We start from the raw sequence: 23,049 nt of genomic DNA on the forward strand, positions 1-23,049 counted from the left end.
GATCAATTGCAACCTTAACGCGGGCATCGATCATGTGCGAGCAACAAAAAAAGCGGCCTTTATCAGACCGCTTTAAAAGTATGTCGACTTTCGGCACCGAGATATCATGGTGCGTCTTGGTTATTCCATGATTTCCCAGCTATGGGTGATCTCTGCCGCCTTGGACAGCATGATCGAGGCAGAGCAATATTTTTCCGCAGATAATTCAACAGCCCGACCGATTTTAGCTTCGTTCAGGTTATCCCCCTTCACCTTGAAATGCAGGTGAATCTTGGTGAAGACCTTAGGGTCGGTTTCAGCACGTTCGGCTTTGACATCGGTTTGCACATCCAGAACGTTCTCGCGTCCTTTTTTAAGGATATGAACGACATCAATTGACGAACATCCGGCAATGCCCAGAAGAAGCATTTCCATCGGGCTGGCACCAAAGCCATTTTCCCGGTCGCCATCCATGACAACACCGTGGCCACTGCCACTGGTGCCTGTGAAGGTCAGGTTCTCAAGCCACTTTACCCGTGCTTCCATGATCAAATTCCTGTTTTTGAAAAACTGTTGATCCATCGTCTAGCGCGGTTGGCGCGTGCCTGCAAGTTACGATCAGTTTTGTCCCCACAACACAGCGCGGGATTAATGCGACAGTTGGTGGTAAACTGTTATTGGAGTTTTTACTTTCCGGCGTGATACTTAACGTCAGAATTAGACCCTTATGGCTTAAGGAGTATAGGTCATGTCGCAGGATGCAGCTCGCAGCAAAAGCCGTTTCATGATGGGCATGGAACATGTGCTTCGCGAAATTAATCACGAGATCATTGGCCCGGCAATTCCCGATATGTCGGTTGAAAACGCCGTGCCATTGATGATTACGGTGGCACGTTTACGTGCGGAATACCTGAAGTACGCGTTCAAACTCAGTTCGGACCGTACCGACCAGCATCCGACCGAGCAAGAGCTTGCCAAGCTAAAGCATCTTCGCGAAACCTATCAGGAAATGCTGGCTGCTGCGCGTGAGCTGGAACATTGCATCGACCGTGGTTATATCGATCTGCCGGTTTCGGCGGCAAAATCATAGTTGATTATACCTCTCCATAAGAATTATAATGATTTATTCTTCTGTATATGTAATGGCTTGCGCATAAAGACAAAGACCGAAAAACAAGGTCTGCTGGGTTTGGGACATCACTGAAAATACCAACGTGGGAGTGCGCCGTATTTCGGCGTTACGGGTGTATTGTCAATAAGTCCTGAAGTTACTGCGACGGCGGCATTGTCGCGCGATAGTCTTATTCTTCTTGAACGATCCAGTCTTAAGGTCGTGCATGCCAACCCGGCTGCGGCAACGTATCTTGAAGATGCCAAGTCCGTTATGCGGGTGGGAACAGAAATTAAACAGTTCCTTGCCTATCTTGCCAAGAATGGTGAATTCGTCAGTGGCGACGGTGTGGGTGCTGTGCGTGATGCGCTGGCAAGTATTTCTGCAGGTAAGCAGGCCGATTTGCCCGGATTTCGGTTGTCCGGCAAGACATTCACGTGGCATTGCGCCCAGGGTCCGTCAGATACGACAGCACTTGTTTTACGCGATTCTGGCAAGGCGCAGGAACTTGCCAAGGCACTGGCCGACCACAAAATATTCATTCAGCACCTGATTGATGTTCTGCCCACGCCAATTTACATCAAAAACCTTGATGGGGTGATCAGCCGCTGCAATGGGGCCTTTGCCGCGTTTCTCGAACAAAAACCGGAAGATGTCATCGGGGAAAAGTTCAGCAAAATAGCCCCGGAAGGCCTCAATAAAACGGTCACCGACCACGAAGCACCGCTTTTAAAGCAAGAAGGTCAGGTGCGTGATGAAATTGCCTTCATGCTTGGCGATCAGGAACGCGTTGCGTTATTTGCCGCATCAAGTCTTAAGGCACCAAGTGGCGCCATCGCAGGTACTATCGGATCCTTGATTGATGTCAGTTCGCTCAAAAAGGCCCAGACAGAGGTTGCGGAAGCAACTCAGCGTCTGACAGGACTTCTTGAAAGTGCACCGGTCGGGGTTGCGATCTCAAATCGTGATGACGGTGTTTTCCGCTTCTTTAATCGTACATTTGAAACCCTGCTTGATATCACAGAGGTTAAAGACCCAACTGATTCCATTTTGCTGTCAGAACGCTATCGCAAGCAGTCGCTTAAAGATATGGATCTGCTTGGCGAATTGAAAGATGTCGAGTTACGGCTGCGACGCCCTGGCATGTCAGAAGCCCGTTGGTTGAAAACGTCGCTTGAGCCATTGACGTTCGAAGGCGAAGAAGCCGTTCTGTGGTGGACAAGTGACATTACCAAGCAAAAGCACGCCGCGCGTGAACTTCAAAACAAAGCCAATAATGATGAATTGACCGGTTTGGCGAACCGCGCGCGGTTCATGCAAAAACTTGATCAGTGCGAAGCCGTTTTACGTGGAACAGATACGCCGGCATCGATTTTTATTCTTGATCTGGATGGGTTCAAGAATCTGAACGACACCAAGGGGCATGCTGCGGGGGATTGGGTACTGGTGGAAACGGCCAAGCGGCTAAAACGTGTCTCGCGGCGTGCTGATGAAGTCGCACGTCTTGGCGGGGACGAGTTCTGCCTGTTGTTCATCAACAAGGGCACAGAAGACGAAATGACCAAGATGGCAGATGACATCCTTGCGGAAATGACAAAGCCGTTCATTTGGCAAGAGCATGATTGCGGTATTTCGGCTTCAATCGGCTTTTCTGTATTCGCGGGCGGAAACAGCGATATGAGTGAACAGCTCCGTCGCGCGGATAAGGCCATGTATGAAGCCAAGAACTCCGGAAAAGCGCAAAGCTGCCTGTATAGCCCAGCCCTTGAACCTGAAATTCATCAGGATGATGTCGAGTAGGGGCATAGACCTAGGTTTGCAAGTTTCAAGTGTCGTGAGCCATAAACGCACACCTGATCACGTTTGCGCGGTTATTTGTTCAGTGCTGAAAGTAAAGGCTGGATGTATGGGGCGTAAGGTTTCCAGCGCTCGACACTACTACTATAAATTGGTTTTCTGACCTGATTGGCGCTTGCGGTGCGAACTGAGCGGCGGTTTTCGTGAAAAGTAAGCAACGCCGGATCCCAGTCAAGGTCAAGAAAGTTTGTTAGACGCCGGACCTCGGTTTCAGTATCAGCAATCATATCTTCGTAACGGATTTCGATGAAGTTGCTTGCGGGCAACACATTACGCCAATGTGCCATCAGTTGTTCATAGGCGCAGTAGTAACGACCGAGTTCAGATAGATCATAACTGAAACTCTGTCCCGATACGAAATACTTGCTGAAACAAGACAGGCAGGTGTCGATCGGGTTTCTGCGGCAATGAATAATGCGGGCATTGGGCATGGCCATCGTAATTAACCCGGAGAACACAAAGTTTCCTGGCAGTTTATCAATCAGGTAACGGTAGTGGTTTGTCGGTTTGTCAATATATTGCCGACTTTCGTTGGTGTAGGATTCAGCAAGGAGAGACAGCCTCTCTTTTGACATTGCCCAATCGATGCTGTCGGCGATATCGGGGAAATCAGGCCCGAAAATTGTACGTTTTAGTCGGGGGAGGGTGGTGAGTTCATCTGCGCCGAATACCTGTTCATGGGTTGCAAGTATTTGTTCAATCAGTGTTGTTCCTGAACGAGGCATGCCAACAATGAAAACTGGGGCTGGTCCGGATTCGTTCTGGTCCTGCAAAGATGCACGCCTTTGTTGTACAATCTTCGGGGAAAAACACGTGCGATAATTTTCCAGTCTGCGACAGATAGCATTAATATCGTAGGATAACTGATCTCGGCGCAGGCGATTGGCAGGGATCAAATGTTCCATTGCCTGTTTTGGCTGACCGGAATCGATGAATGCCTTGCCAAGAGCGAAGCCCAAGTCAGTTCGGTCAGGCGCAGAGAGAATGCTCTTTCGGTCTACCAGAAGGCTGGACATTTTCGTAATCTCTGGTGCGTTTGGGGTGAACCGGATAATATCGCTCAGAATTAGCCATGCACGGGTATTTTTAGGATTGACCCTTAATACTCGGCGTAATGTGTTTTCTGCTGTTAGTATATCCCCGTTATCTTTCGCAGCTTCGGCCACCAATAAGGACAGTTCTTCACGTCTCGGTGTATTTTTCTTTCTTGCGGTTTTTCCCGTGACTTTCAAGGCCTGCTTGAAATGTGTTGTGGCCAAATCGGGCTGTCCAATAGCACGATAGAATGTACCTGCGGCCTGACGTACATCAATGTTGTTTTCGTCAGTCTTAAGTGCGTATTCCAACAGCTTTCGCACTTGGTTCACGTGTCCCTCGTCGAACATCGCCAATCCAAGTTTGGCGGCAATGCTGGCATCTTGAGGGAAGCGCTTGAACGCCACGACCAAAATTTCGCGTTCCTGCTTCTTATTACCTGTGCGCCGCATCATGTCGGCGAGGTCAAGGAAGCAGCTCGGGTGTGCATCCGACATGTTGCAGGCGACTTCATAAGCCTTGGCCGCTTCGGCAAGTTTTCCATTCACTTGCAGGATTTTGGCTTCGAGATGCTTCACGCCAGACGTTAATACCGAGTACGTCTGTAACTCGAGTAAAGCGTTCTTTGCCGCAGCCAGGTTTCCTGTGTTGAATTGCCTAAAGGCCGTGGCCAAAAGATTTTTCTTCCGTGCGGTGTCGCTCATGTTTAGCCGCCTTGTCCGTTATCCAAGTTACCCAATGCTGCGGAAGTTCTTCATTTTGTAGTGGCGCAGTACTGCAGGGGATAAAGAAAGCTTAGTATGCGGCTAACCGTCCTCGCTCAGAATGTCCAACATTGGTCGTATATAGGGTTCAAATGGACGCCAACGTTCCACACTGCTTTTGTATATCGGTTTGCGGACCTGAGACATGCTGGCTGTGCTTACTGTTCGCTTTTGCTTGTAAAAGTCGAGCACCTTCGAATCCCAAGGCATGCCAAGGAAATCGAGCAGTTTACGTGCTTGCCCCTCTGTGTCGGCGATCATGTCTTCATACCGACTTTCAATCAGGGACGAGGGGGGGACATGTGCGTGCCAATATTTCATCTGTTCTTCATAGGCGTTATAGAACTCGGCCAATTCTTTTTGGTCATATGAATAGTTAACCGGGGAGCTGAACCGCATGGAGTAGCAAGACAAGCAGGTGTCGATCTTGTTTCTCCGACAATGAATGATTTGCGCCTCAGGAATAGCTTGCAAGATCATGCCTATCATATCGAAGTTTCCCAGCATCTTGTCGACAACAAGAAATTGATCCTTTTCAAGGTCGTGGTCAGGATGAAGGTCACAAACAACGCGTGCAATCTCATCTAGATAGGCCTTGCGGAGCTGACTTATTGTTTCAGGGGCATGCGCGAGAGCTCGATGTTCCGGGCGGCTTGGAAAATCTTTGCCGAGAAGCCTTTTTTTTATCACGGGTAAGGCGATCAGTTCTCCTGCGCCGATAATCTGAGGATGAGACGCAATAATTTGTTCGGTTAGGGTGGATCCACTACGTGGCATTCCGACAATAAAAGTCGGTCGTAAATTTAACTTGTTCGATTTGCGTTGTTTCTCGATATTTATGAAGGTCTTGGGGGGAAAGAAATCGGGTGTGTGCCGAATACGGTCACAGACAGCAAAAGAATCATAGTCCAGTTTAGAACGAACAATTCTGTTTCCTGCATCTAGGTGGGTCATAGACCTTTTGGGATCTTTCGCATTGTCCCAAGCCCGGCCCAGTGCGAAATGAAGATCACGTAGTGCATCCTCGTCCCCCGAATTTTGTGCATTTTGAACGCAGATTTCCATCTGTTCTAGTTGTTCAGGGCTACATTTTATAAGTTTCGCAAGCATGGGCCACGCTCTATGGCTTCCTGGAGTCTTCGCCAAAATTTCTTCAAGCATTCGGCGTGCGACTTCTGTCTTGCCTGCGTGGATTAGAGCACTGGCTTTATTAAGTTCTATATTTTCGATGTCACGCCCAGTGGCCATTTGCAGTGGCGATTTGGTTATAAGTGCTAGGCTCTTGTCAAAACATTCGAGTGCGGTTTCGGCGTGGTTATTTTGTACTCGACTGCAGCCCAAGTGGTTCCAGCAAATCCAGTCATCGGGATGAAGTTTCAAACAATGTTCAAACATCTGAAGTGCTTGGTGGTTCTGGTCGTTTTCCGAGAGTAGCACTCCCAGTTCGCGCGCTATCACTGCAGTTTTAGGCCACTTCTTAATGCCAACTGATAGAACTTCCTGAGCATTAAGCCGCTGACCGCCCCGTTTGAGAAAGTCGGCAAAGCCAAGGAAGCATTCCGGCGCTGTTTCGGGGAGGCTGCAGGCCGCTTCATAGTGTTTGGCTGCTTCCTGTGCATTGCCACTATCACTTAGAAAACCAGCATAGATCAAATGGGCCGGCGCATATTGCGGGGCGCTGCGCAGTATTTCTTGACATTGATTGACTGCATTCTGGCGGTCGCCCTTTTTCCATTGGTCCTTGATCTTTTCAAGTTGCTTGTCGTGAAATTTCCCCGACAAATGCTGTGCTGCCATGCAGACGCTCTCCTGAGAGTGTTTGGTGCATTAGGGACGAAGCTATCAGTTGCAGATGACTTGTCTGTATAGTCTATTTAATAACTATACTAAAGGTGGGTCAAACACTATTCGGAAGGCTGTTTTTTTGTTTTAGCCGAAAAGAAAAACGCCCGGTCGTGATGACCGGGCGTTTCGCTTTGGCGTCGTCCTTTCGGGTGAAAGGATTATGCGCTGTAGTACATGTCAAATTCGACCGGGTGCGGTGACTGTTCGAAGCGAATGACTTCTTCCATTTTCAGACCGATGTATGCATCGATCAGGTCGTCGGTCATCACGTCGCCTTTTTTAAGGAACTCGCGGTCTGCATCGAGGCTGGTAAGTGCTTCGCGCAGCGAACCACAAACGGTCGGAACGTCTTTGAGCTCTTCCGGCGGAAGGTCATAGAGGTTTTTGTCCATGGCATCGCCCGGGTGGATCTTGTTCTGGATGCCGTCAAGACCAGCCATCAGCATTGCGGTAAATGCAAGGTACGGGTTTGCCAGGGCATCCGGGAAACGAATCTCAACACGCTTGCCTTTCGGCGAAGCAGTGTACGGGATACGGCAGGAAGCCGAACGGTTACGGGCCGAATATGCCAGCAGTACCGGTGCTTCAAAGCCCGGGACCAAACGTTTGTAGGAGTTGGTCGTCGGGTTGGTGAAAGCATTCAGTGCTTTGGCGTGCTTGATGATACCGCCGATGTAGTAAAGTGCGGTGTCAGAAAGATCGGCATAGCCGTTGCCAGCAAACAGTGGTTTGCCTTCGTGCCAGATCGACTGGTGCACGTGCATGCCAGAACCGTTGTCACCAAAGACAGGCTTCGGCATGAAGGTTGCGGTTTTGCCATACTGGTGTGCAACCATCTGGATGCAATATTTATAGATCTGGATCGCGTCGGCATGGTCGATCAGGGTGCCAAAGGCAATGCCCAGCTCGTGCTGCGACGGTGCAACTTCATGGTGGTGCTTTTCGCAACGCACGCCCATTTCGTTGATGTAGTTCACCATTTCGGCACGAATGTCGTTTGCCGAGTCAACTGGTGGAACCGGGAAGTAACCGCCCTTCGGACCCGGACGGTGGCCACGGTTGCCGCCTTCAAATTCGGTGCCGGTGTTGTACGGACCTTCTTCGGAATCAAGCGCGTAAGCCATGCTGTCCTGGCTGGTGGTCCAGCGGACGTCATCAAACAGGAAGAATTCTGGTTCTGCACCAAAGTATGCGGTGTCACCGATGCCAGCCGACTGCATGTAAGCAAGTGCGCGTTTCGCGGTCGAACGCGGGCAACGCTCGTAACCCTGGCCGGTGGCCGGTTCGATAACGTCGCAGAACAGGATCAGACAAGGCTGTGCGGTGAACGGATCAACAACAGCCGATGCCGGGTCCGGCATCAGAATCATGTCGGATTCGTTGATGTCTTTCCAACCGGCGATCGACGAACCGTCGAACATGATGCCGTCAACAAAGACGTCTTCGTCGATCGTGCAGATATCCTGCGCAGTATGCTGCCATTTACCTTTGGAATCGGTAAAGCGCAGATCGACAAACTGGATGCCTTTTTCTTTGATCAGATTAAGTACAGAAGCGGCGTCAGACATGATGCAACCCTTTAAAACTCAAAATTAGTTACCGTACGGTGTTCAATAACAGACAAGACCGATCAGATCGCGTCGTTGCCCCGTTCACCGGTACGAATACGGATCGCGTCCTCAAGCGAGGAAACGAAAATTTTACCGTCGCCGATACGGCCGGTATGAGCGGCTTGCTGGATTGCCTCAATCGCACGCTCGACAAGCGTGTCCTCGACAACGATTTCCAGCTTTACCTTCGGCAGAAAGTCCACGACATACTCGGCGCCGCGATACAGCTCCGTGTGACCTTTCTGACGGCCGAAACCTTTGGCTTCGGTGACGGTAATCCCTTTGAGGCCGATCTCTTGAAGGGCCTCTTTTACCTCGTCAAGCTTGAATGGCTTGATGATGGCTTCAATCTTTTTCATTAAGCGCCCTCTGCTTTTGCGAGAGTTGCGTAGAACTCGGAAAGCATAATGCTTCGCTCGCTCTCTATTTGCACGGACCATGCCAATTCAGGTCCGCCAACGCATTCTAGGGATTCTCTGCATGAAAACCCAGCAAAACCCATGAAATTTTTAACATTTTCTGCGATGGGGGTGACTTAGTTTTAGGCAAGATGATTAAAAAATATGCAAATCCGTGTTGTCGGCGTGTCGCCGCTGGGCTGAGACGGATCAGCACTTGCCAAGTTTACCCCGTCATGCGACAGAATTTGCCATAACAGATCAAATTTTACTGAAAAATCCGTATGATGCGGGTGACTCGACGATCTTTCGATCTTGGCGCCGGACTGCGGACTTTTCGGGGTCCTGAACGGGATCAAATCAGAATGTTTGTTGCTGGCTTTGCGTCGGCGGATCATGTCGATACGATGTATCGCTGGCTATATAGTATATAGTCATGGCATCAGGGTTGGATAAATATCTGGGATCAAATGCCGGACGCCACCGTACTTAACCATGGCGCCACCATCCGGTGACAGGACCATAAAGAAAAGGACGCCTCATGACCGAATTTGTCGGTAATCCTCTTTTTGCTTCGGGCGGCATCACGATTTTTGAAGTGATGAACGAACTGGCTCAGAAACATCAGGCCATCAATCTGGGGCAGGGTGCACCCGATACCGATGGCCCGGCCGATATCCGCAAAGCCGCCGCCCGCGCGACCATGGAATTGTCCAATCAGTATCCGCCACTTGCCGGGGTGCCGGAACTTTTGCAGGCGGTTGCCGATCACAACAAGCGTTTCTATGACATTGATGTTGATCCCAAAACCGAAGTCCTCGTTGCCGTCGGCGCGACCGAAGGGCTGGCCGATGTGATCCTTGGTCTTGTCGCTCCGGGCGATGAAGTCATCCTGATTGAGCCGCTGTATGACAGCTACCTTCCAATTGTGAAGCTGGCCGGTGGTATCCCAAAACTGGTCCGCGTCACCCCGCCGCACTGGGATTTGCCGCGCGACGAATTGGCCGCAGCCTTTTCTGAAAAAACAAAACTGATCCTGATCAACTCGCCACAAAACCCGTGTTCAAAGGTCTATGGCGACGATGAACTGCAATTTATCGCTGATTTGTGCATCAAACATGATGTGATCGCCCTGTGTGACGAGGTTTATGAGCATCTTGTCTTTGATGGTCGCAAACACAAACCTTTGATGACCTTCCCGGGGATGCATGACCGCACCGTGCGGATTGGATCAGCAGGTAAGACATTTTCGCTGACGGGCTGGAAAATCGGCTATGTCACGGCCTGTGCACGGTTGATGGAGCCGATCAAAAAGGCCCACCAGTTCCTTGTTTTTACCGTGCCACCGGGATTGCAGCATGGGGTGGCTTATGGCCTGAACAAGGACGACGCATACTTTGAAAACTTCACCGCAGAAATGCAGGCAAAGCGTGATTTCCTGATGAAGGGGCTCAAGGAAGTCGGGTTTGATGTGCTTGATTCCCAAGGCACCTATTTCATCACCTGTGATTTCCGCCCGCTTGGCTATGATTGTGATGATGTCGAGTTTTGCCAGATCATGATCAAGGAAGCCGGCGTTGTCGCCATTCCTGTGTCGGCCTTCTATCAGGGCGAAGACGGTGGCGTGCGTAATTTCGTACGGTTCTGTTTTTGCAAGGAAGAAGCCAAAATGGCGGACGCCATCGAGCGGATGAAAAAGGCCTTTGCCAAGTAAACGCCAAAACCGCCTTGAAGATCAAAAGCGATATAAAAAAACAGGCCAGCAGGGGGAATGCTGGCCTGTTTTTTTTAAGTGTTCTCTGACACCAGATTACGCCGTGTTTTCAAGCACACCTTGCCCCTGTAAAGGAAGGCCTGCGTCAAGCCAGTCCTGTTTGCCGTCGTGATAGTCGCGGACATCCTGATATCCAAGTTTGGTCAGGGCCGTTTGTGCAATACCGGAGTTTTTGCACGGACCGCTGGCGCAATAGACCACAATGGGCGCTGACAAATCGGGCAGGATTTGTTTGATGTTTTCATCAATCGCGTCATGGGGAATATTAATCGCACCGGGCAGGTGGGCATCGATATAATACCGTGCCGGAAGGGCTTCGATCAAAACCGGGGCCTGTGCGCCGCCGAGTGCAGATTGCAGTTCACTACGGGTTATTTTTGCAGTCATTTTCCAATCTCCATCTGGAATTCTGTTGGCTGATGGGATCAGTATCGATGTGCGTATGTGCAAAGTAAATTTGCGATATTTCACATAGTGTGTGCAATAATACGAACATCAACTGAGGTGGGCAGAAATGGCAGACATGCTTGAGTGGGATGACCTGAAACTGGTGCTGGCCGTTGCCAGAGCACGCAGTATAACGCAGGCCGCAAAACAAACTGGTTTGCATCACTCGACACTGTTTCGTCGGATGGCAGATATCGAAACACGCCTTGGTGCCAAGCTGTTTGAGCGCCAGCAGGGTGATTATCAGCCAACCTCATCAGGGCTGGCTGCGGTTGAAACGGCCGAAATACTCGAAGATGAAATGGCGGTCCTTGCCCGCAAACTTGCAGGGAAAGACATCCGCCCATCCGGTGTCGTGCGTCTAACCACCACCGATACATTGCTCCATGGTGTGTTGGCGACCGATCTTGCCGCATTTTGCGAGGCTTACGGCGAAATTACCCTGCATGTTACGACCGATAATCGGTTCTATGACCTCAACCGTCATGATGCGGATGTTGCCATCCGACCGATCAATCAGCCCAACGAAAATCTGTTTGGGCGTCAAATCGGGTCGATCAGATCGGTCATCTGCGGATCGGATCAGTATCCCGATCCAATGGCAGGTCCGTGGATCACATGTGATGAAACACTGGCCCACATCGCAGCAGCTCGCTGGCGCGATCAGAATTTTGCAGATCAGCGCGTCGCACTTCGCAGCAACTCACTTTTGAATGTTGCACGGTTGGTTGATGGCGGCGGCGGGCTTGCGGTGTTGCCGGTTTTTCTGGCCAAGGCATTTGGCAATATTCGGATACTAACCGATCCGATTGACGGACTTGATAACGATTTATGGATGTTGATTCATCGTGATTTGCAAACAGTGCCGCGCATTCGGGCCTTTAATGATTTCATGTTCCCGCGGTTAAAGGCACACAATGCCGTTTTCGTCGGGCAATAGATAGCACCCGCAAGATAAAGAAAAAGCCGGGTTTCCCCCGGCTTTTGTTCTTTGATGAGACGGTTCGCGTCGATGGCGCCGGCCTTAGCGTGGAGAAACCATTTCCCAGCTACCGGTTTTGGCTGAACGCGCCATGGCATCCAAAATCTGCATATTGGCAATGCCGTCTTCGATCGGATAATCCACCGGACTTTCGCCCTTGAAGATCGCCGTCGCGGACTCACCTTGCAGGGTATAGTGATTGCAAATCGGGAATTTGATTTCGCGTGCGTCGTCAAAGCCCGGCTGTTTCTGCCCGGCAACGCGAATGATCGCTGGATTTTCCGGGATCGGGTTAAACGGCATCAGGATTTCAATCCGGCCTTCCGTGCCCAGAATATGCACGCGCTGAACTGCGGCGGACTGTGTGCCACAGACAAAGCTGGCCTGAAGCCCCGATCCAAAATCAAGCATGCCTGACACAAGCCGATCCGTGCCAAATTTCGGGTCTTTGTCCATCAGGGACACCACCCGGATCGGTTCCTTGCCCGTGACATAGCGCGGACCAACAATGCAGTAACAGCCGATATCAAGCAAACCGCCGCCGCCGATATCCTTCTTGTTGCGCACATTGTTCGGATCGGCATTGAAATAGGTAAAGATGCTTTGCACGGTGGTCAGCTCGCCGATCTGACCACTTTCAATGATCTTGCGCGCCTCAACCCATTGCAGATGATGGCGGACCATAAAGGCCTCAAGCACCTGTTTACCGCTTTTGTCGCGTGCTTCGATCAGGCGCTTGGCATCATTGGTGTCGAGGCCAATCGGCTTTTCACACAGAACATGCTTGCCTGCTTCAAGTGCCTTGATGGTCCATTCGACATGCAAGTGGTTGGGCAGGGGATTGTAAATTGCCTCAATCGACGGATCGGCCAGAAGCTCCTCATAGGAGCCATAGGCGCGCGGGATGCGAAGATTTTCGGCAACCTCGCGGGTTTTCCCAAGATCGCGGCCGGCAATCGCCAGTATTTCGAGCTGATCGCTTTCCTGCATGGCCGGGATGACTTTTTCCGTGCCAATCTTGGCGGTGCTGATAACGCCCCACTTCATTCCGATACTCCGTCTGTTTTTCTCGTTCGTGGCCTGCATGGATAAACACAGGCAGTCCTGATCTTCGGCGTCGCAATCAGCCCTTGGCCGAGCGCGATACCAACAGGATGTGGTATTGAATTGAATTAATTAAGGCATATGACGTGACATGCAAGATGTTCGGACGGGTAGGTTGGGGCATTTGTGACCAAATCAATCGCGATTTACCGACGGCGATACTCAAAGGCCGCAAAAATCGGCGCTTTGTGCTTTGTTGGGGAAAACGCTGCAAAAAAGTCAAAATATGCGCTTGACGTTGGGGGCCTCGGGCCATATAAACCGCGCCACACGATGGCGGGTGTAGCTCAGTCGGTTAGAGCGCCAGTTTGTGGCACTGGAGGCCGTGGGTTCAATCCCCATCACTCGCCCCATTGTGAAAAGGTCAGGCAGAAATGCCTGGCCTTTTTCGGTTCTGGTTACAAAACGCTGCGACACGGTCTTGTCCGATTTTGGTTTGGTGTCACATTGTTGACTAAATAATTCCAAATAATGGATTTTTCTTCCGGGCCGATTGGCTGGAAAGTTGTGCGTTGCAGCCCGTGGTCATATGGACTGCGAATAGTTTGGGCACGCACATGATCCCGACCTCCAAGGACTGATGGATATGCCCAGCGACAGACCTCATCCGATGCTGACCCGTCGTGCCTTTTCGGCGACCCTTCTGGGCGCGATGGCCGTTCCCCTTGTGGCCCGGGCCTTCGCACAGGCGCCGTCCGACATCCCTTCGCGAATTGCTGTCATGTCCCAGCTTCATGCAATTCTGGTACAGCGCGGTGACGAGATCATCGTCGCCGAAGCACCCCGCGGCCGCGGCTTGGATCGGGTTGCGAATATCAAGTCCTGCTCAAAAAGCATCGTCGGTCTGCTGACGGGTAATGCAATCGCGCAAGGCTCGATCCCCTCGGTCGATGCCACCATCGGCGAAATAGCGCCGTCTATCATTCCTTCGGATGCCACCCCCGGTGTAGAAGACTTGACCATCGAAGAACTGTTGACGCTCAGGGCCGGGCTTGAAGGCACATCAGGGAGAAACTACGGCGCTTGGGTCAATTCCGAAGACTGGGTTGCCTTTGCGCTGCGCCGCCCGATGGTCGCAAGCCCGGGCGGGCGTATGATCTATTCCACCGGCACCACGCATATCCTTGGCGCTGTCCTCGCGGTTGCGACAGGAAAAAGCCTGCTCGCGCAGGCGCGCACTGTCCTTGGTCAGCCGCTCGGCATTGAAATTCCAGCTTGGACACAGGATCCGCAGGGCTACTATTTCGGCGGGAACGAGATGGCGCTGACGCCGCGCGGGATGTTGCGCATCGCGGCTCTTATGCGTGACCAAGGCCAGTTCGATGGTGACCAGATCATTCCGGCCGACTGGATCGACCAGTCAACCCAAGCCCGCACCCGATCACCTTATTCGGGCTTTGATTATGGCTATGGCTGGTTCCTGACCCGCAGCGGCTTCATTATCGCACGCGGCTATGGCGGCCAAATCATCGCGGCACATCCAGAACAGGACCTGGCCGTGGCCATAACCTCTGATCCGACGTCGCCCGCACGATCAGGCGGATATTTTGGGCAACTGATGGATCTGCTCGAGGGGCCAGTGCTTTCACTGGCCTGACAGAAGCGACAGAGAGTATGTAAAAAGGGGCGGGCAGGATGGGGCGGAAATGCCTGACCTTTTCACGTTTTAGGCTTTGGTCAGCTTTAGTGTGGCGCTCTGCAGATTTTGGTACAATTCATCTAACTGTGGCCAGCATTGGTTTATGTCGTCGAGAGCGTTGAGAACGGTTTCTATGGTGCTTTCCGGATCTGTTATATTCCCGGATTTTAGTCGTAGTTCAATGTCATTAATGGCTGCGATTGCTACTGTCATTTTGCCTGAAATATCGTCAACTGCGTATATTAAAGACATGTTTTCGATATTGTTGCGTGGAACAGCATCAAGCATGTCTAATACTTCCTTGATAAAGCATCTAAGTGGATCAATGTGCTGAGTTAGATGCTTCTTTAGAAAGAGAATCTTCTCAGATGCAGTGTCGTCCGAAAGCCTAATCTTGAGTTGGGCCGAAACAATTGGATTCCAAGGCGCTGAAAATTTTACTGCTCGAACAGCGCGCCTAATTTCATGAAGACTCGCGAGGAAATGCAGTTGTTTTTGACTCTTGTTGTCTTCTCTCCGCTGAAACCAAAAAAGAGCAATTGCTATAAAGGAGCCAAAAAACGAGCCGATTAACGATTGCCAGTGATCTAGCCAGTTCACCAAAAAACCTCCGTACAAGTTGAAAAAGCCCCAGCAACCAAATGCCAAAAGAGCAAGTATGGGTATCTTTATCACAAGAAAGATAAGCCCGTTCAGTGGCAACTTGCACTCCTTTAAAGTGTGGCGTGGTGAACATCGAAACTTCATAATTCCATAATGATGGCCAATCTGCTAGGTAACGCTCCATATTTCCCAAACGGGTTCATTGCTTGCCAGGAGATCGCCCTATGTCGACCAATCGCATCACCCTTCGCCGTCCCGATGACTGGCATTTGCATTTGCGCGATGGCGATATGCTGAAATCGGTGATTGGCGAGACGTCCGAGCATTTTGCCCGTGCGATCATCATGCCCAATCTGGTGCCCCCGGTGGTCAAAACCGCCGATGCCGTTGCCTATCGCGACCGTATTACAGCCGTGATCCCTCAGGGGCATGATTTCACCCCGCTTATGACCCTTTATCTGACCGAGGGCAGCAATCCCGATGATATCGAGGAAGGCTATAAGGCCGGTGTGATCACGGCCCTCAAGCTCTACCCGGCCGGGGCGACGACCAATTCCGACAGTGGCGTGCGTGATTTTGACAAGGCAATGCCTGCGTTGGAGCGTATGGCCGAGCTTGGCATTCCGTTGTGTGTGCACGGCGAAGTCACCGATGCGGATGTTGATATTTTCGACCGTGAAGCGGTGTTTATCGACCGGGTTCTTGACCCCTTGCGCAAGCGGGTGCCGGACTTGCGCGTGATTATGGAGCATATCACCACCGAAAACGGTGTTGAGTATGTCAAGGCGCACGACAAGAACCTTGGTGCGACCATCACAACCCATCATCTGATCATTAATCGCAATGCCATTCTGGTTGGCGGCATTCATCCGCATATGTATTGCCTGCCCGTGGCCAAGCGTGAAAAGCATCGCTTGGCGCTGCGTGCGGCGGCAACATCGGGTGATACGCGATTCTTCTTGGGTACTGACTCAGCCCCGCATACCGATGAACGCAAGGAAAGCCCATGTGGCTGTGCCGGTATCTTTACCGCCAATAACACCGTGCAGCTTTTAGCGCATGTGTTTGAGCAGGAAGACGCGCTTGATAAGCTCGAAGGCTTTGCCTCACTCAATGGCCCGCAGTTTTATGGCCTGCCGCTGAATGGCGATAAGATCACGCTGGAAAAGCGCGCTGAACCGGCCAAGTTTGCTGAGAAGATCGAAACGGGCGAAGGTCCGGTGACGGTGTTTAATCCCGGCTTTGATGTGTTCTGGCATTACGCCTGATCACCTGCGATCAATCCATATAAAAGGCGGCTCCAATGTGGGCCGCTTTTTTGTTGTGTGGTCGGCTGGGGGTTAACCGCTCAAATCAACGGTGCCGGGGGCGGCATTGAGGCCAATTGTGTTGCGGTAGCTTTCTGCTGCGGCGCTGGCCTGTGATGCGATCATGGTCGAGATATTCTTTGAGGCGCCTTTGGCGACGTTAAAATCGGCGGCCGAACTGCCCGGAACCGATGCCGCGCGCGAAATGGCGGCCTGATTGGCAATGGCGGCAATGCCATCCAATCCCTGAAGCGGATGGATGCTGACTTTCCCGCCCGTGGCATAAAGCCGCCCGTCTGGCCCCGCACTATAGCTGTAGCTGATCATGCCGGCATTGGCTCCGGCCAAGGTCTGATGGCTTTCTTCTTCGGTGCGAACGATGGCATCACGCGCACTTAATTCCTGAATAATCTCGCGTTCGCTGGCGGTTAAAATCGCCGGATTGGATGTTGGTTGCCGTGCGCTTTGGGGTGTTGCTTCGCGCTCCTGCTGCTGGCGTTCGGTCGGGCTTTGGGTGTCGGTTTGCTGGGATGCGGCTTCGCCGTCAATATCGCGCGGATCAAGTTGCTGAATGATGGTAACGACCGAGGCAGCACTTTGGATCGGCGCAGTTCGCTGGGGCGGCGGTGGTGCGGCTGGGGCTTGCGGCACGGCAGGTTGCCCGCCAGCACCTTGTCCAGCCGCACTTTGCCCCGTAGCACTTTGGCTGTTGAGTGCTTGCACGGATGTGGTTTGCGTTGCTTGCTGATAGGATGGCGGCGAGGATGCAGGCGGCAGCGGTTTCGGGGCGTTTGAGGCCAGCGGAACAATCGCAACGGCGGCGGGCTGTGTCGATGGCGCAACGGTATTTGTTCCGCCCGATCCATTGACCGTCGGTTGGCTCCCGGAGCCGGGCAGGGCGCGTGTGGCTATGACTTGGCCAAGTTGCCCACCACTTCCGGGGATAACCTGTATAGCACCTGCCTGTATCATGGGGCCATTATAACCCAACCTTGGGTTAAATGTATATACGGCCGATGGATGAAATGCCTGACTTAACCAATTGATTTTGCGTCCGGGGCGATCACGTTGGTTTGATGTGACTGTGTCTATGGGGCAAGGCTATCAATGGTTTTTGCGAAAAGCAGTTGGAAGCTTGCTGCAATCACGTTGGAATATGGTGTCGATAATGCGTGTCTCGATCTTTATGGTTTTGGTCTTGTTGCTGTGCCCCGGCGTTGCGCGCAGTGCACCTGATGCCGACCTTTGGCCCGATTGGCAGGCCCATGATCCGCAAAGCACGGATAAGGTGGATCACAGCGCATGGCAAAACGTTCTGGATCGGTATCTTGTGGTGTTTGAACCCGGCGTCACCGCGTTTGACTATGCGTCGGCCAAGTCAGGCGGTTATGACGCAATATCGGGCTATATCGCATCCATGGCGCAGGTTGGCGTTGATGAACTCAACCGTGATCAGCAATTTGCCTATTGGGTTAATTTATATAACGCTCTGACGGTGCAGGTGGTACTTGATCACTATCCGGTCACATCAATCCGCGATATCAACATTTCGCCGGGGCTGTTTTCATCCGGGCCGTGGGGCAAAAAGCTTATAACGGTCGAAGGACGCACGCTCAGCCTTGATGATATCGAACATCGTATCTTGCGCCCGATCTGGCACGACCCGCGCATTCATTATGCGGTCAATTGTGCGTCCATTGGCTGTCCGGCATTGGCGCCAAAGGCCTATGATGCAGACATGCTTTACGCGCAGCTTGATCAGGCGGCCAAGGGTTTCATCAATCATCCCCGGTCTGTGCGCCGCAATGGGGATGGGGCGTTTGTGCTGTCACAGCTGTATGATTGGTATCGGGATGATTTTGGCAAAAGTGATGCGGATTTCATCAGTCATTTAACCCGCTATGCCGGACCGGAGCTTGCCGCACAGCTAAAAGCAGATGCGCCGCGTTTGGATATTTCCGGGTATGAATATGACTGGACGTTAAACGCCGCCACCAAATGATGCATGGCGGGCAGGGCGCCAAACCGTCTTGGCTCAGGCGGCTTTGTGGCGTGCGCCGCCGTTGATCGGGCGCGGCGTGCCCCAACGTTTGCTGGTGCCATCAACGGATTTCTTGTGTGCGCTGGCCGGCATGTCGGGGCGGTTTAGATTTACTTGTTCCATCGTGTGACGAACGTCACTGGCAGAAATACCATCATAGCGCATTAATGTCTGCACGATCGGGTCGGCAAGCATATCTTCGACCGACAATTCCTGATCAACGTAACTCATCTGCTCATATCCCGTTTTTTGTTATTCGCAGCATAATGATATTGAAAGTCATTCGCAATTAAAAAGTTGTGTCTGAAGCATTTTTCTCGATCTTTCCGATCATTTTCTAGGCCGTCATCCCAATCACCTTAAGCTATCCATCTTCACGGCGTGCGTTTGTGGGCGGGGTTGCCAGCCGTTTGTTGGCCTCCATGCTCCGACAGGGTCGTTAACGCCACAGCTTCAAAGTGTTATGGGGGCAAACCCCGTGCCGCTATTTTCTTGATTCTTTGATGCCTGACCTCTAACGCTGTAATCCGGTTTTATTACCGTTGTTATAAAGCCCAATAAATATGGCAAAAACAGGCTCTGAAGATGACACGTCCGGGAATTCGCGAATATGTTCTGCTGCTGCTTTTGGCCGGTATGTGGGGCAGCTCGTTCACCTTTATCAAAATTGGCGTTCATGCCTATTCGCCGCTGGTGGTTGCAGGCGGACGTTTGACGTTTGCCGCACTTGTGCTGTGGGGGTTTGCATGGGTACGTAAATCCGAACTGCCCAAGGGCAAAAAAGCATGGGTTTCGACCTTTTTCATTGCGCTGATTGGTAACGCGATACCGTTCTTTTTGATCAGCTATGGCGAAACCCAGGTTGATGCCGGTCTGGCGGCCATTTTGATGTCCACCGTCCCGCTGACGGCTGTGGTGCTTGCGCACTTCTTTACCGCCGATGAGAAGCTGACACTGGGCAAGGTGGTCGGGATTATTCTCGGCACAATCGGGGTTGTTGTTCTGGTTGGGCCGGAAACCCTGTCGGGGTTGGGCGGTGAGTTCCTGTTCCAGTTGGCGATCTTGATTGCCGCAGTCGGCTATGCCGTGTCATCGCTGATAACCCGGAACCTGCGCGATCAGCCGCGCATTGGGTCAACGGCCGTCATCCTGACATTCGCATCCTTGATGCTGATGCCGTTTACATTGATCCTTGATCAGCCATGGACCATGACATGGGACGTCGAAGGCGCGCTTTCGATCATGTATCTTGGCGTGTTCCCGACCGGCATTGCGATGTTCTTGATCCTGCAACTGGTTGCCGCAGCGGGCACCAGTTTTCTGGTGTTTAACAATTATCTTGTGCCCGCAGTCGGGGTGTTGATCAGCTTCCTTGTTCTGGGCGAAGTGCCCCAGCCAACCGCGATCCTGGCGATGGTGGTTATTCTTGCCGGGATTGCCGCATCGCAGGTGCGTTTCACACGAAAATCGCTACGGGTCGAAAACAGTGATACACAAGGTGATCCGATTGCGCCGGTGCTGGAAAAAGACACCCTTGAAAAATCCAGTCAGGTCAGTACGAAAAGCCAAAATAAGCGATAAAAACCGAACTTTGTCGTCCAATGCGGACAGATGGGATTTGTCAATATTGTTTGTCGACGACAAACCTGATACTTTCCGCCTTTCTGGTCCGGCATGTGCTTGAAAACAGGTACGTGTCACGCCGATTGAATCATTTCAGATCAAGCGTTTAAGAGGTCACGGCCTTTGTCCACCAAAGAGACCAATTCCGAGAGCCGCGATATTTTCCCGGTATCCATCGAACAAGAAATGCGCCGAAGCTATCTCGATTACGCAATGAGCGTGATCGTCAGCCGTGCGCTGCCTGACGTCCGAGACGGTTTGAAGCCGGTGCACCGACGTATTCTGTACGCCATGCATGAAAACGGTTTTGACTATAACAAGCCATTCCGTAAATCGGCCCGTGTCGTCGGGGACGTGATGGGTAAATACCATCCGCACGGCGACAGCGCGATTTACGACGCGATGGTTCGTATGGCGCAAAGCTTCTCCATGCGCCTGCAACTGATCGACGGGCAGGGCAACTTTGGGTCCATGGATGGCGATAAAGCCGCCGCCATGCGTTACACCGAAGCCCGCATGGCCAAGTCCGCGCACTTCCTGCTCGAAGATATCGATAAAGACACCATCGATTTCCGCGACAACTATGACGAAACAACCAAGGAACCATCGGTTCTGCCGGCACGTTTTCCCAACATGCTGGTCAATGGTGCGGGCGGTATTGCGGTTGGTATGGCAACCAACATTCCGCCGCATAACCTTGGTGAAGTTATTGACGGCTGCATGGCCTATGTCGATGACCCGGAAATCACCATCGAAGGCCTGATGGAATTCGTCCATGGTCCGGATTTCCCGACTGGCGCGCTTATTCTGGGCCGTTCGGGCATCCATTCTGCATTTAAAACCGGCCGTGGGTCGGTAATCATGCGGGCCCGCACCCATGTCGAAGAAGTCCGTGCCAACCGCGAAGCCATCATCGTCACCGAAGTTCCCTATCAGGTGAACAAGGCGAGCCTGATGGAAAAAATCGCTGATCTGGTGCGCGACAAAAAACTCGAAGGCATTTCCGATCTGCGCGATGAGTCTGATCGTTCAGGCGTACGCATGGTGATCGAACTTAAACGTGATGCCAATTCCGACGTGGTTCTGAACCAGCTGTTCCGCTTTACCGCGTTGCAGACGTCGTTTGGCGTTAACATGCTGGCCCTGAACCGGGGCAAGCCGGAACTGATGAACCTGAAGGAAATCATTCAGGCATTCGTCGAATTCCGCGAAGAAGTCATTACGCGTCGGACCATCCACCTTCTTAAAAAGGCCCGTGATCGTGCCCACGTTGTCGTGGGTCTTGGGATTGCGGTTGCCAATATTGACGAAGTGATCCGACTGATCCGGGCTGCTGCTGATCCGACGATTGCGCGTGAACAGCTGATGGCGCGTGATTGGGCGGCTGGCGACATTGTGCCGCTGATCGAACTGATTGCTGATCCGCTTCAGGTGGGCTCCACCGATGGTCAGTATCGCCTGTCCGAAGCACAGGCCCGTGCGATCCTTGAACTTCGCCTGCATCGCCTGACCGGTCTCGAACGCGATAAAATCGCGGCCGAATTGACCGAATTGGGTGAGAAAATCAAAGACTTCCTTGATATCCTGGCCTCGCGTGAGCGGAAGCTGACGATCCTCAAGGATGAGCTGACTGAAATGCGCAACGAGTTCGCCAACGAACGTCGTAGTGAAATTCAGGAAGGCGACTTTGAACATGACATCGAAGATCTGATCGCACGTGAAGACATGGTGGTGACCGTGTCTCATACTGGTTACATCCAGCGTGTTCCGCTTTCGACCTATCGCGCCCAGCGTCGCGGTGGCAAGGGGCGCTCAGGCATGGCGACCCGCGAAGAAGATTTCGTTTCCAAATTGTTTGTTGCCAATACCCATACACCGGTGCTGTTCTTTAGCTCCGAGGGGATGGTATACAAAATGAAAGTCTGGCGTCTGCCACAAGGCACACCGCAATCGCGCGGTAAGGCCCTTGTGAACATGTTGCCATTGTCTGAGGGCGAATATATCACCACGGTTCTCCCGCTTCCGGATGAGGAAGAATGGCCGAACCTGCATGTGATGTTTGCTACTTCGACCGGGAATGTGCGCCGTAACAGTCTTGCCGATTTCGTGAATGTGAAATCGAACGGCAAGATCGCCATGAAACTTGAAGAAGATCGTGGCGACAAACTGATTGCGGTTCAGACCTGTACCGATGATGACGACATTTTGCTGACCACCCACAAGGGTAAATGCATTCGTTTCCGTGTGACGGACGTGCGCGTGTTTACCGGCCGTAATTCGGTCGGTGTCCGCGGTATCCGTTTGGCAGATGAAGACGAAGTCATCGCGATGTCGGTTCTGTTTGGCAACCATGTTTCGATGGAAGAACGCGGTGAATATCTTTCGATCGCAGGTAAACTGCGTCGTGAGGAAATCACGGCTGAAAACCTTCCGCTCGAACTATTGTCCGAAGAACGCTATCAGGAAATTCTCAACGGCGATCAGATGATCCTGTCTGTGACGGAAAACGGCTATGGCAAGCGGACCTCGGCCTACGAGTACCGTGTAACCGGTCGTGGCGGTCAGGGCTTTGCCAACATCGAAATGTCTGAACGTAATGGCGACGTTGCCGCGTCCTTCGTAATTGAAGAAGGCGACGAACTGATGATGGTCACCAATGGTGGCAAGGTCATCCGTATGCCAACCCATGACATTCGCATGGCCGGTCGTAAGACACAGGGTGTGACACTGTTCCGGACAGCACAGGACGAAGAAGTCGTTGCTGTTGAACGTTTGTCAAATCTTGGTGGTGATGACGAAATCGAGGGCGAAGAAGGTCTGATCGAAGGTGTCGCAGATGCCGTCGAAATCACCGATGACGCCGTGCCGACAAGTGCCGAAGATGCCGGTGATGCACCGGAATCCGATGGTGTGGACAGCGACGATTAAGT

At 52.1% G+C, this 23,049-nt stretch carries 19 protein-coding genes and 1 tRNA gene; 10 read left to right on the forward strand and 10 right to left on the reverse strand.

Going from position 1 to position 23,049, the window contains the following annotated elements:
• Nucleotides 1-120: 120 nt before the first annotated feature.
• Nucleotides 121-525: an OsmC family protein gene (locus K355_RS0118005; RefSeq protein ID WP_022733555.1), complete on the reverse strand. Its 405-nt coding sequence runs from the start codon at nt 523-525 to the stop codon at nt 121-123.
• A gap of 202 nt (nt 526-727) precedes the next feature.
• On the opposite strand from K355_RS0118005, the gene K355_RS0118010 reads away from it, so the two are divergent.
• Together K355_RS0118010 and K355_RS0118015 are read left to right on the forward strand one after the other, a co-directional pair.
• Nucleotides 728-1,069 carry a hypothetical protein gene (locus K355_RS0118010; RefSeq protein ID WP_022733556.1) on the forward strand — a complete coding sequence of 114 codons (342 nt, stop codon included), beginning with the start codon at nt 728-730 and terminating at the stop codon, nt 1,067-1,069.
• A gap of 159 nt (nt 1,070-1,228) precedes the next feature.
• Nucleotides 1,229-2,890, forward strand: a complete 1,662-nt coding sequence (locus K355_RS0118015) for a sensor domain-containing diguanylate cyclase (RefSeq protein ID WP_022733557.1) — start codon at nt 1,229-1,231, stop codon at nt 2,888-2,890.
• Between the two features lie 71 nt (nt 2,891-2,961).
• Here K355_RS0118015 and K355_RS25190 read toward each other — a convergent pair whose 3' ends face one another.
• From K355_RS25190 to K355_RS0118035, 4 genes are all read right to left on the reverse strand, one after another.
• Nucleotides 2,962-4,686, reverse strand: a complete 1,725-nt coding sequence (locus K355_RS25190) for a tetratricopeptide repeat-containing sulfotransferase family protein (protein ID WP_022733558.1) — start codon at nt 4,684-4,686, stop codon at nt 2,962-2,964.
• Nucleotides 4,687-4,788: 102 nt separating this feature from the next.
• Nucleotides 4,789-6,543, reverse strand: coding sequence for a tetratricopeptide repeat-containing sulfotransferase family protein (locus K355_RS25195; RefSeq protein WP_022733559.1), 1,755 nt, complete (start codon nt 6,541-6,543; stop codon nt 4,789-4,791).
• A gap of 206 nt (nt 6,544-6,749) precedes the next feature.
• A complete protein-coding gene (gene glnA, locus K355_RS0118030) occupies nt 6,750-8,159 on the reverse strand; it encodes a type I glutamate--ammonia ligase (protein ID WP_022733560.1) in 1,410 nt (469 codons plus the stop codon).
• A 62-nt stretch (nt 8,160-8,221) separates the two neighbouring features.
• Nucleotides 8,222-8,560 carry a P-II family nitrogen regulator gene (locus K355_RS0118035; RefSeq protein WP_007091888.1) on the reverse strand — a complete coding sequence of 113 codons (339 nt, stop codon included), beginning with the start codon at nt 8,558-8,560 and terminating at the stop codon, nt 8,222-8,224.
• Nucleotides 8,561-9,140: 580 nt separating this feature from the next.
• Between K355_RS0118035 and K355_RS0118045 the strand changes: the two genes are divergently transcribed.
• Complete coding sequence (locus K355_RS0118045; RefSeq protein ID WP_022733563.1) at nt 9,141-10,313, forward strand: aminotransferase; 1,173 nt, start codon at nt 9,141-9,143, stop codon at nt 10,311-10,313.
• A 96-nt stretch (nt 10,314-10,409) separates the two neighbouring features.
• Here K355_RS0118045 and K355_RS0118050 read toward each other — a convergent pair whose 3' ends face one another.
• Nucleotides 10,410-10,760: a rhodanese-like domain-containing protein gene (locus K355_RS0118050; protein WP_022733564.1), complete on the reverse strand. Its 351-nt coding sequence runs from the start codon at nt 10,758-10,760 to the stop codon at nt 10,410-10,412.
• A gap of 127 nt (nt 10,761-10,887) precedes the next feature.
• On the opposite strand from K355_RS0118050, the gene K355_RS0118055 reads away from it, so the two are divergent.
• On the forward strand, nt 10,888-11,760 hold the full coding sequence (locus K355_RS0118055; protein WP_022733565.1) for a LysR family transcriptional regulator: 873 nt from the start codon (nt 10,888-10,890) through the stop codon (nt 11,758-11,760).
• Nucleotides 11,761-11,844: 84 nt separating this feature from the next.
• Here K355_RS0118055 and K355_RS0118060 read toward each other — a convergent pair whose 3' ends face one another.
• Nucleotides 11,845-12,849 (reverse strand): Gfo/Idh/MocA family protein, encoded by a 1,005-nt coding sequence (locus tag K355_RS0118060; protein WP_022733566.1) that lies wholly within the window; start codon nt 12,847-12,849, stop codon nt 11,845-11,847.
• Nucleotides 12,850-13,182: 333 nt separating this feature from the next.
• On the opposite strand from K355_RS0118060, the gene K355_RS0118065 reads away from it, so the two are divergent.
• Nucleotides 13,183-13,259: transfer RNA gene (locus tag K355_RS0118065), tRNA-His, on the forward strand.
• A 233-nt stretch (nt 13,260-13,492) separates the two neighbouring features.
• Entirely contained in the window at nt 13,493-14,503 is a 1,011-nt protein-coding gene (locus tag K355_RS0118070; RefSeq protein ID WP_028791732.1) for a serine hydrolase domain-containing protein, read from the forward strand.
• A 69-nt stretch (nt 14,504-14,572) separates the two neighbouring features.
• On the opposite strand, the gene K355_RS0118075 is transcribed toward K355_RS0118070, so the two are convergent.
• Nucleotides 14,573-15,145, reverse strand: a complete 573-nt coding sequence (locus tag K355_RS0118075; protein ID WP_147250393.1) for a hypothetical protein — start codon at nt 15,143-15,145, stop codon at nt 14,573-14,575.
• 227 nt (nt 15,146-15,372) lie between these two features.
• On the opposite strand from K355_RS0118075, the gene pyrC reads away from it, so the two are divergent.
• Nucleotides 15,373-16,416: a dihydroorotase gene (gene pyrC / locus K355_RS0118080; RefSeq protein WP_022733569.1), complete on the forward strand. Its 1,044-nt coding sequence runs from the start codon at nt 15,373-15,375 to the stop codon at nt 16,414-16,416.
• Between the two features lie 72 nt (nt 16,417-16,488).
• Here the strand turns inward: pyrC and K355_RS0118085 are convergent, their stop codons facing one another.
• Nucleotides 16,489-17,427 (reverse strand): putative metalloprotease CJM1_0395 family protein, encoded by a 939-nt coding sequence (locus K355_RS0118085; protein WP_022733570.1) that lies wholly within the window; start codon nt 17,425-17,427, stop codon nt 16,489-16,491.
• A gap of 196 nt (nt 17,428-17,623) precedes the next feature.
• Between K355_RS0118085 and K355_RS0118090 the strand changes: the two genes are divergently transcribed.
• Nucleotides 17,624-18,457: a DUF547 domain-containing protein gene (locus K355_RS0118090; protein ID WP_033369098.1), complete on the forward strand. Its 834-nt coding sequence runs from the start codon at nt 17,624-17,626 to the stop codon at nt 18,455-18,457.
• A gap of 33 nt (nt 18,458-18,490) precedes the next feature.
• Here the strand turns inward: K355_RS0118090 and K355_RS0118095 are convergent, their stop codons facing one another.
• Nucleotides 18,491-18,727, reverse strand: a complete 237-nt coding sequence (locus tag K355_RS0118095) for a hypothetical protein (RefSeq protein WP_022733572.1) — start codon at nt 18,725-18,727, stop codon at nt 18,491-18,493.
• 354 nt (nt 18,728-19,081) lie between these two features.
• On the opposite strand from K355_RS0118095, the gene K355_RS24385 reads away from it, so the two are divergent.
• Nucleotides 19,082-20,077 carry a DMT family transporter gene (locus K355_RS24385; RefSeq protein ID WP_022733573.1) on the forward strand — a complete coding sequence of 332 codons (996 nt, stop codon included), beginning with the start codon at nt 19,082-19,084 and terminating at the stop codon, nt 20,075-20,077.
• Nucleotides 20,078-20,242: 165 nt separating this feature from the next.
• Nucleotides 20,243-23,047 (forward strand): DNA gyrase subunit A, encoded by a 2,805-nt coding sequence (gene gyrA / locus K355_RS0118105; protein WP_022733574.1) that lies wholly within the window; start codon nt 20,243-20,245, stop codon nt 23,045-23,047.
• The last annotated feature ends 2 nt before the right edge of the window (nt 23,048-23,049 follow it).

Source organism: Thalassospira lucentensis MCCC 1A00383 = DSM 14000 (assembly GCF_000421265.1).
In the GTDB taxonomy this organism is placed as follows: domain Bacteria; phylum Pseudomonadota; class Alphaproteobacteria; order Rhodospirillales; family Thalassospiraceae; genus Thalassospira; species Thalassospira lucentensis.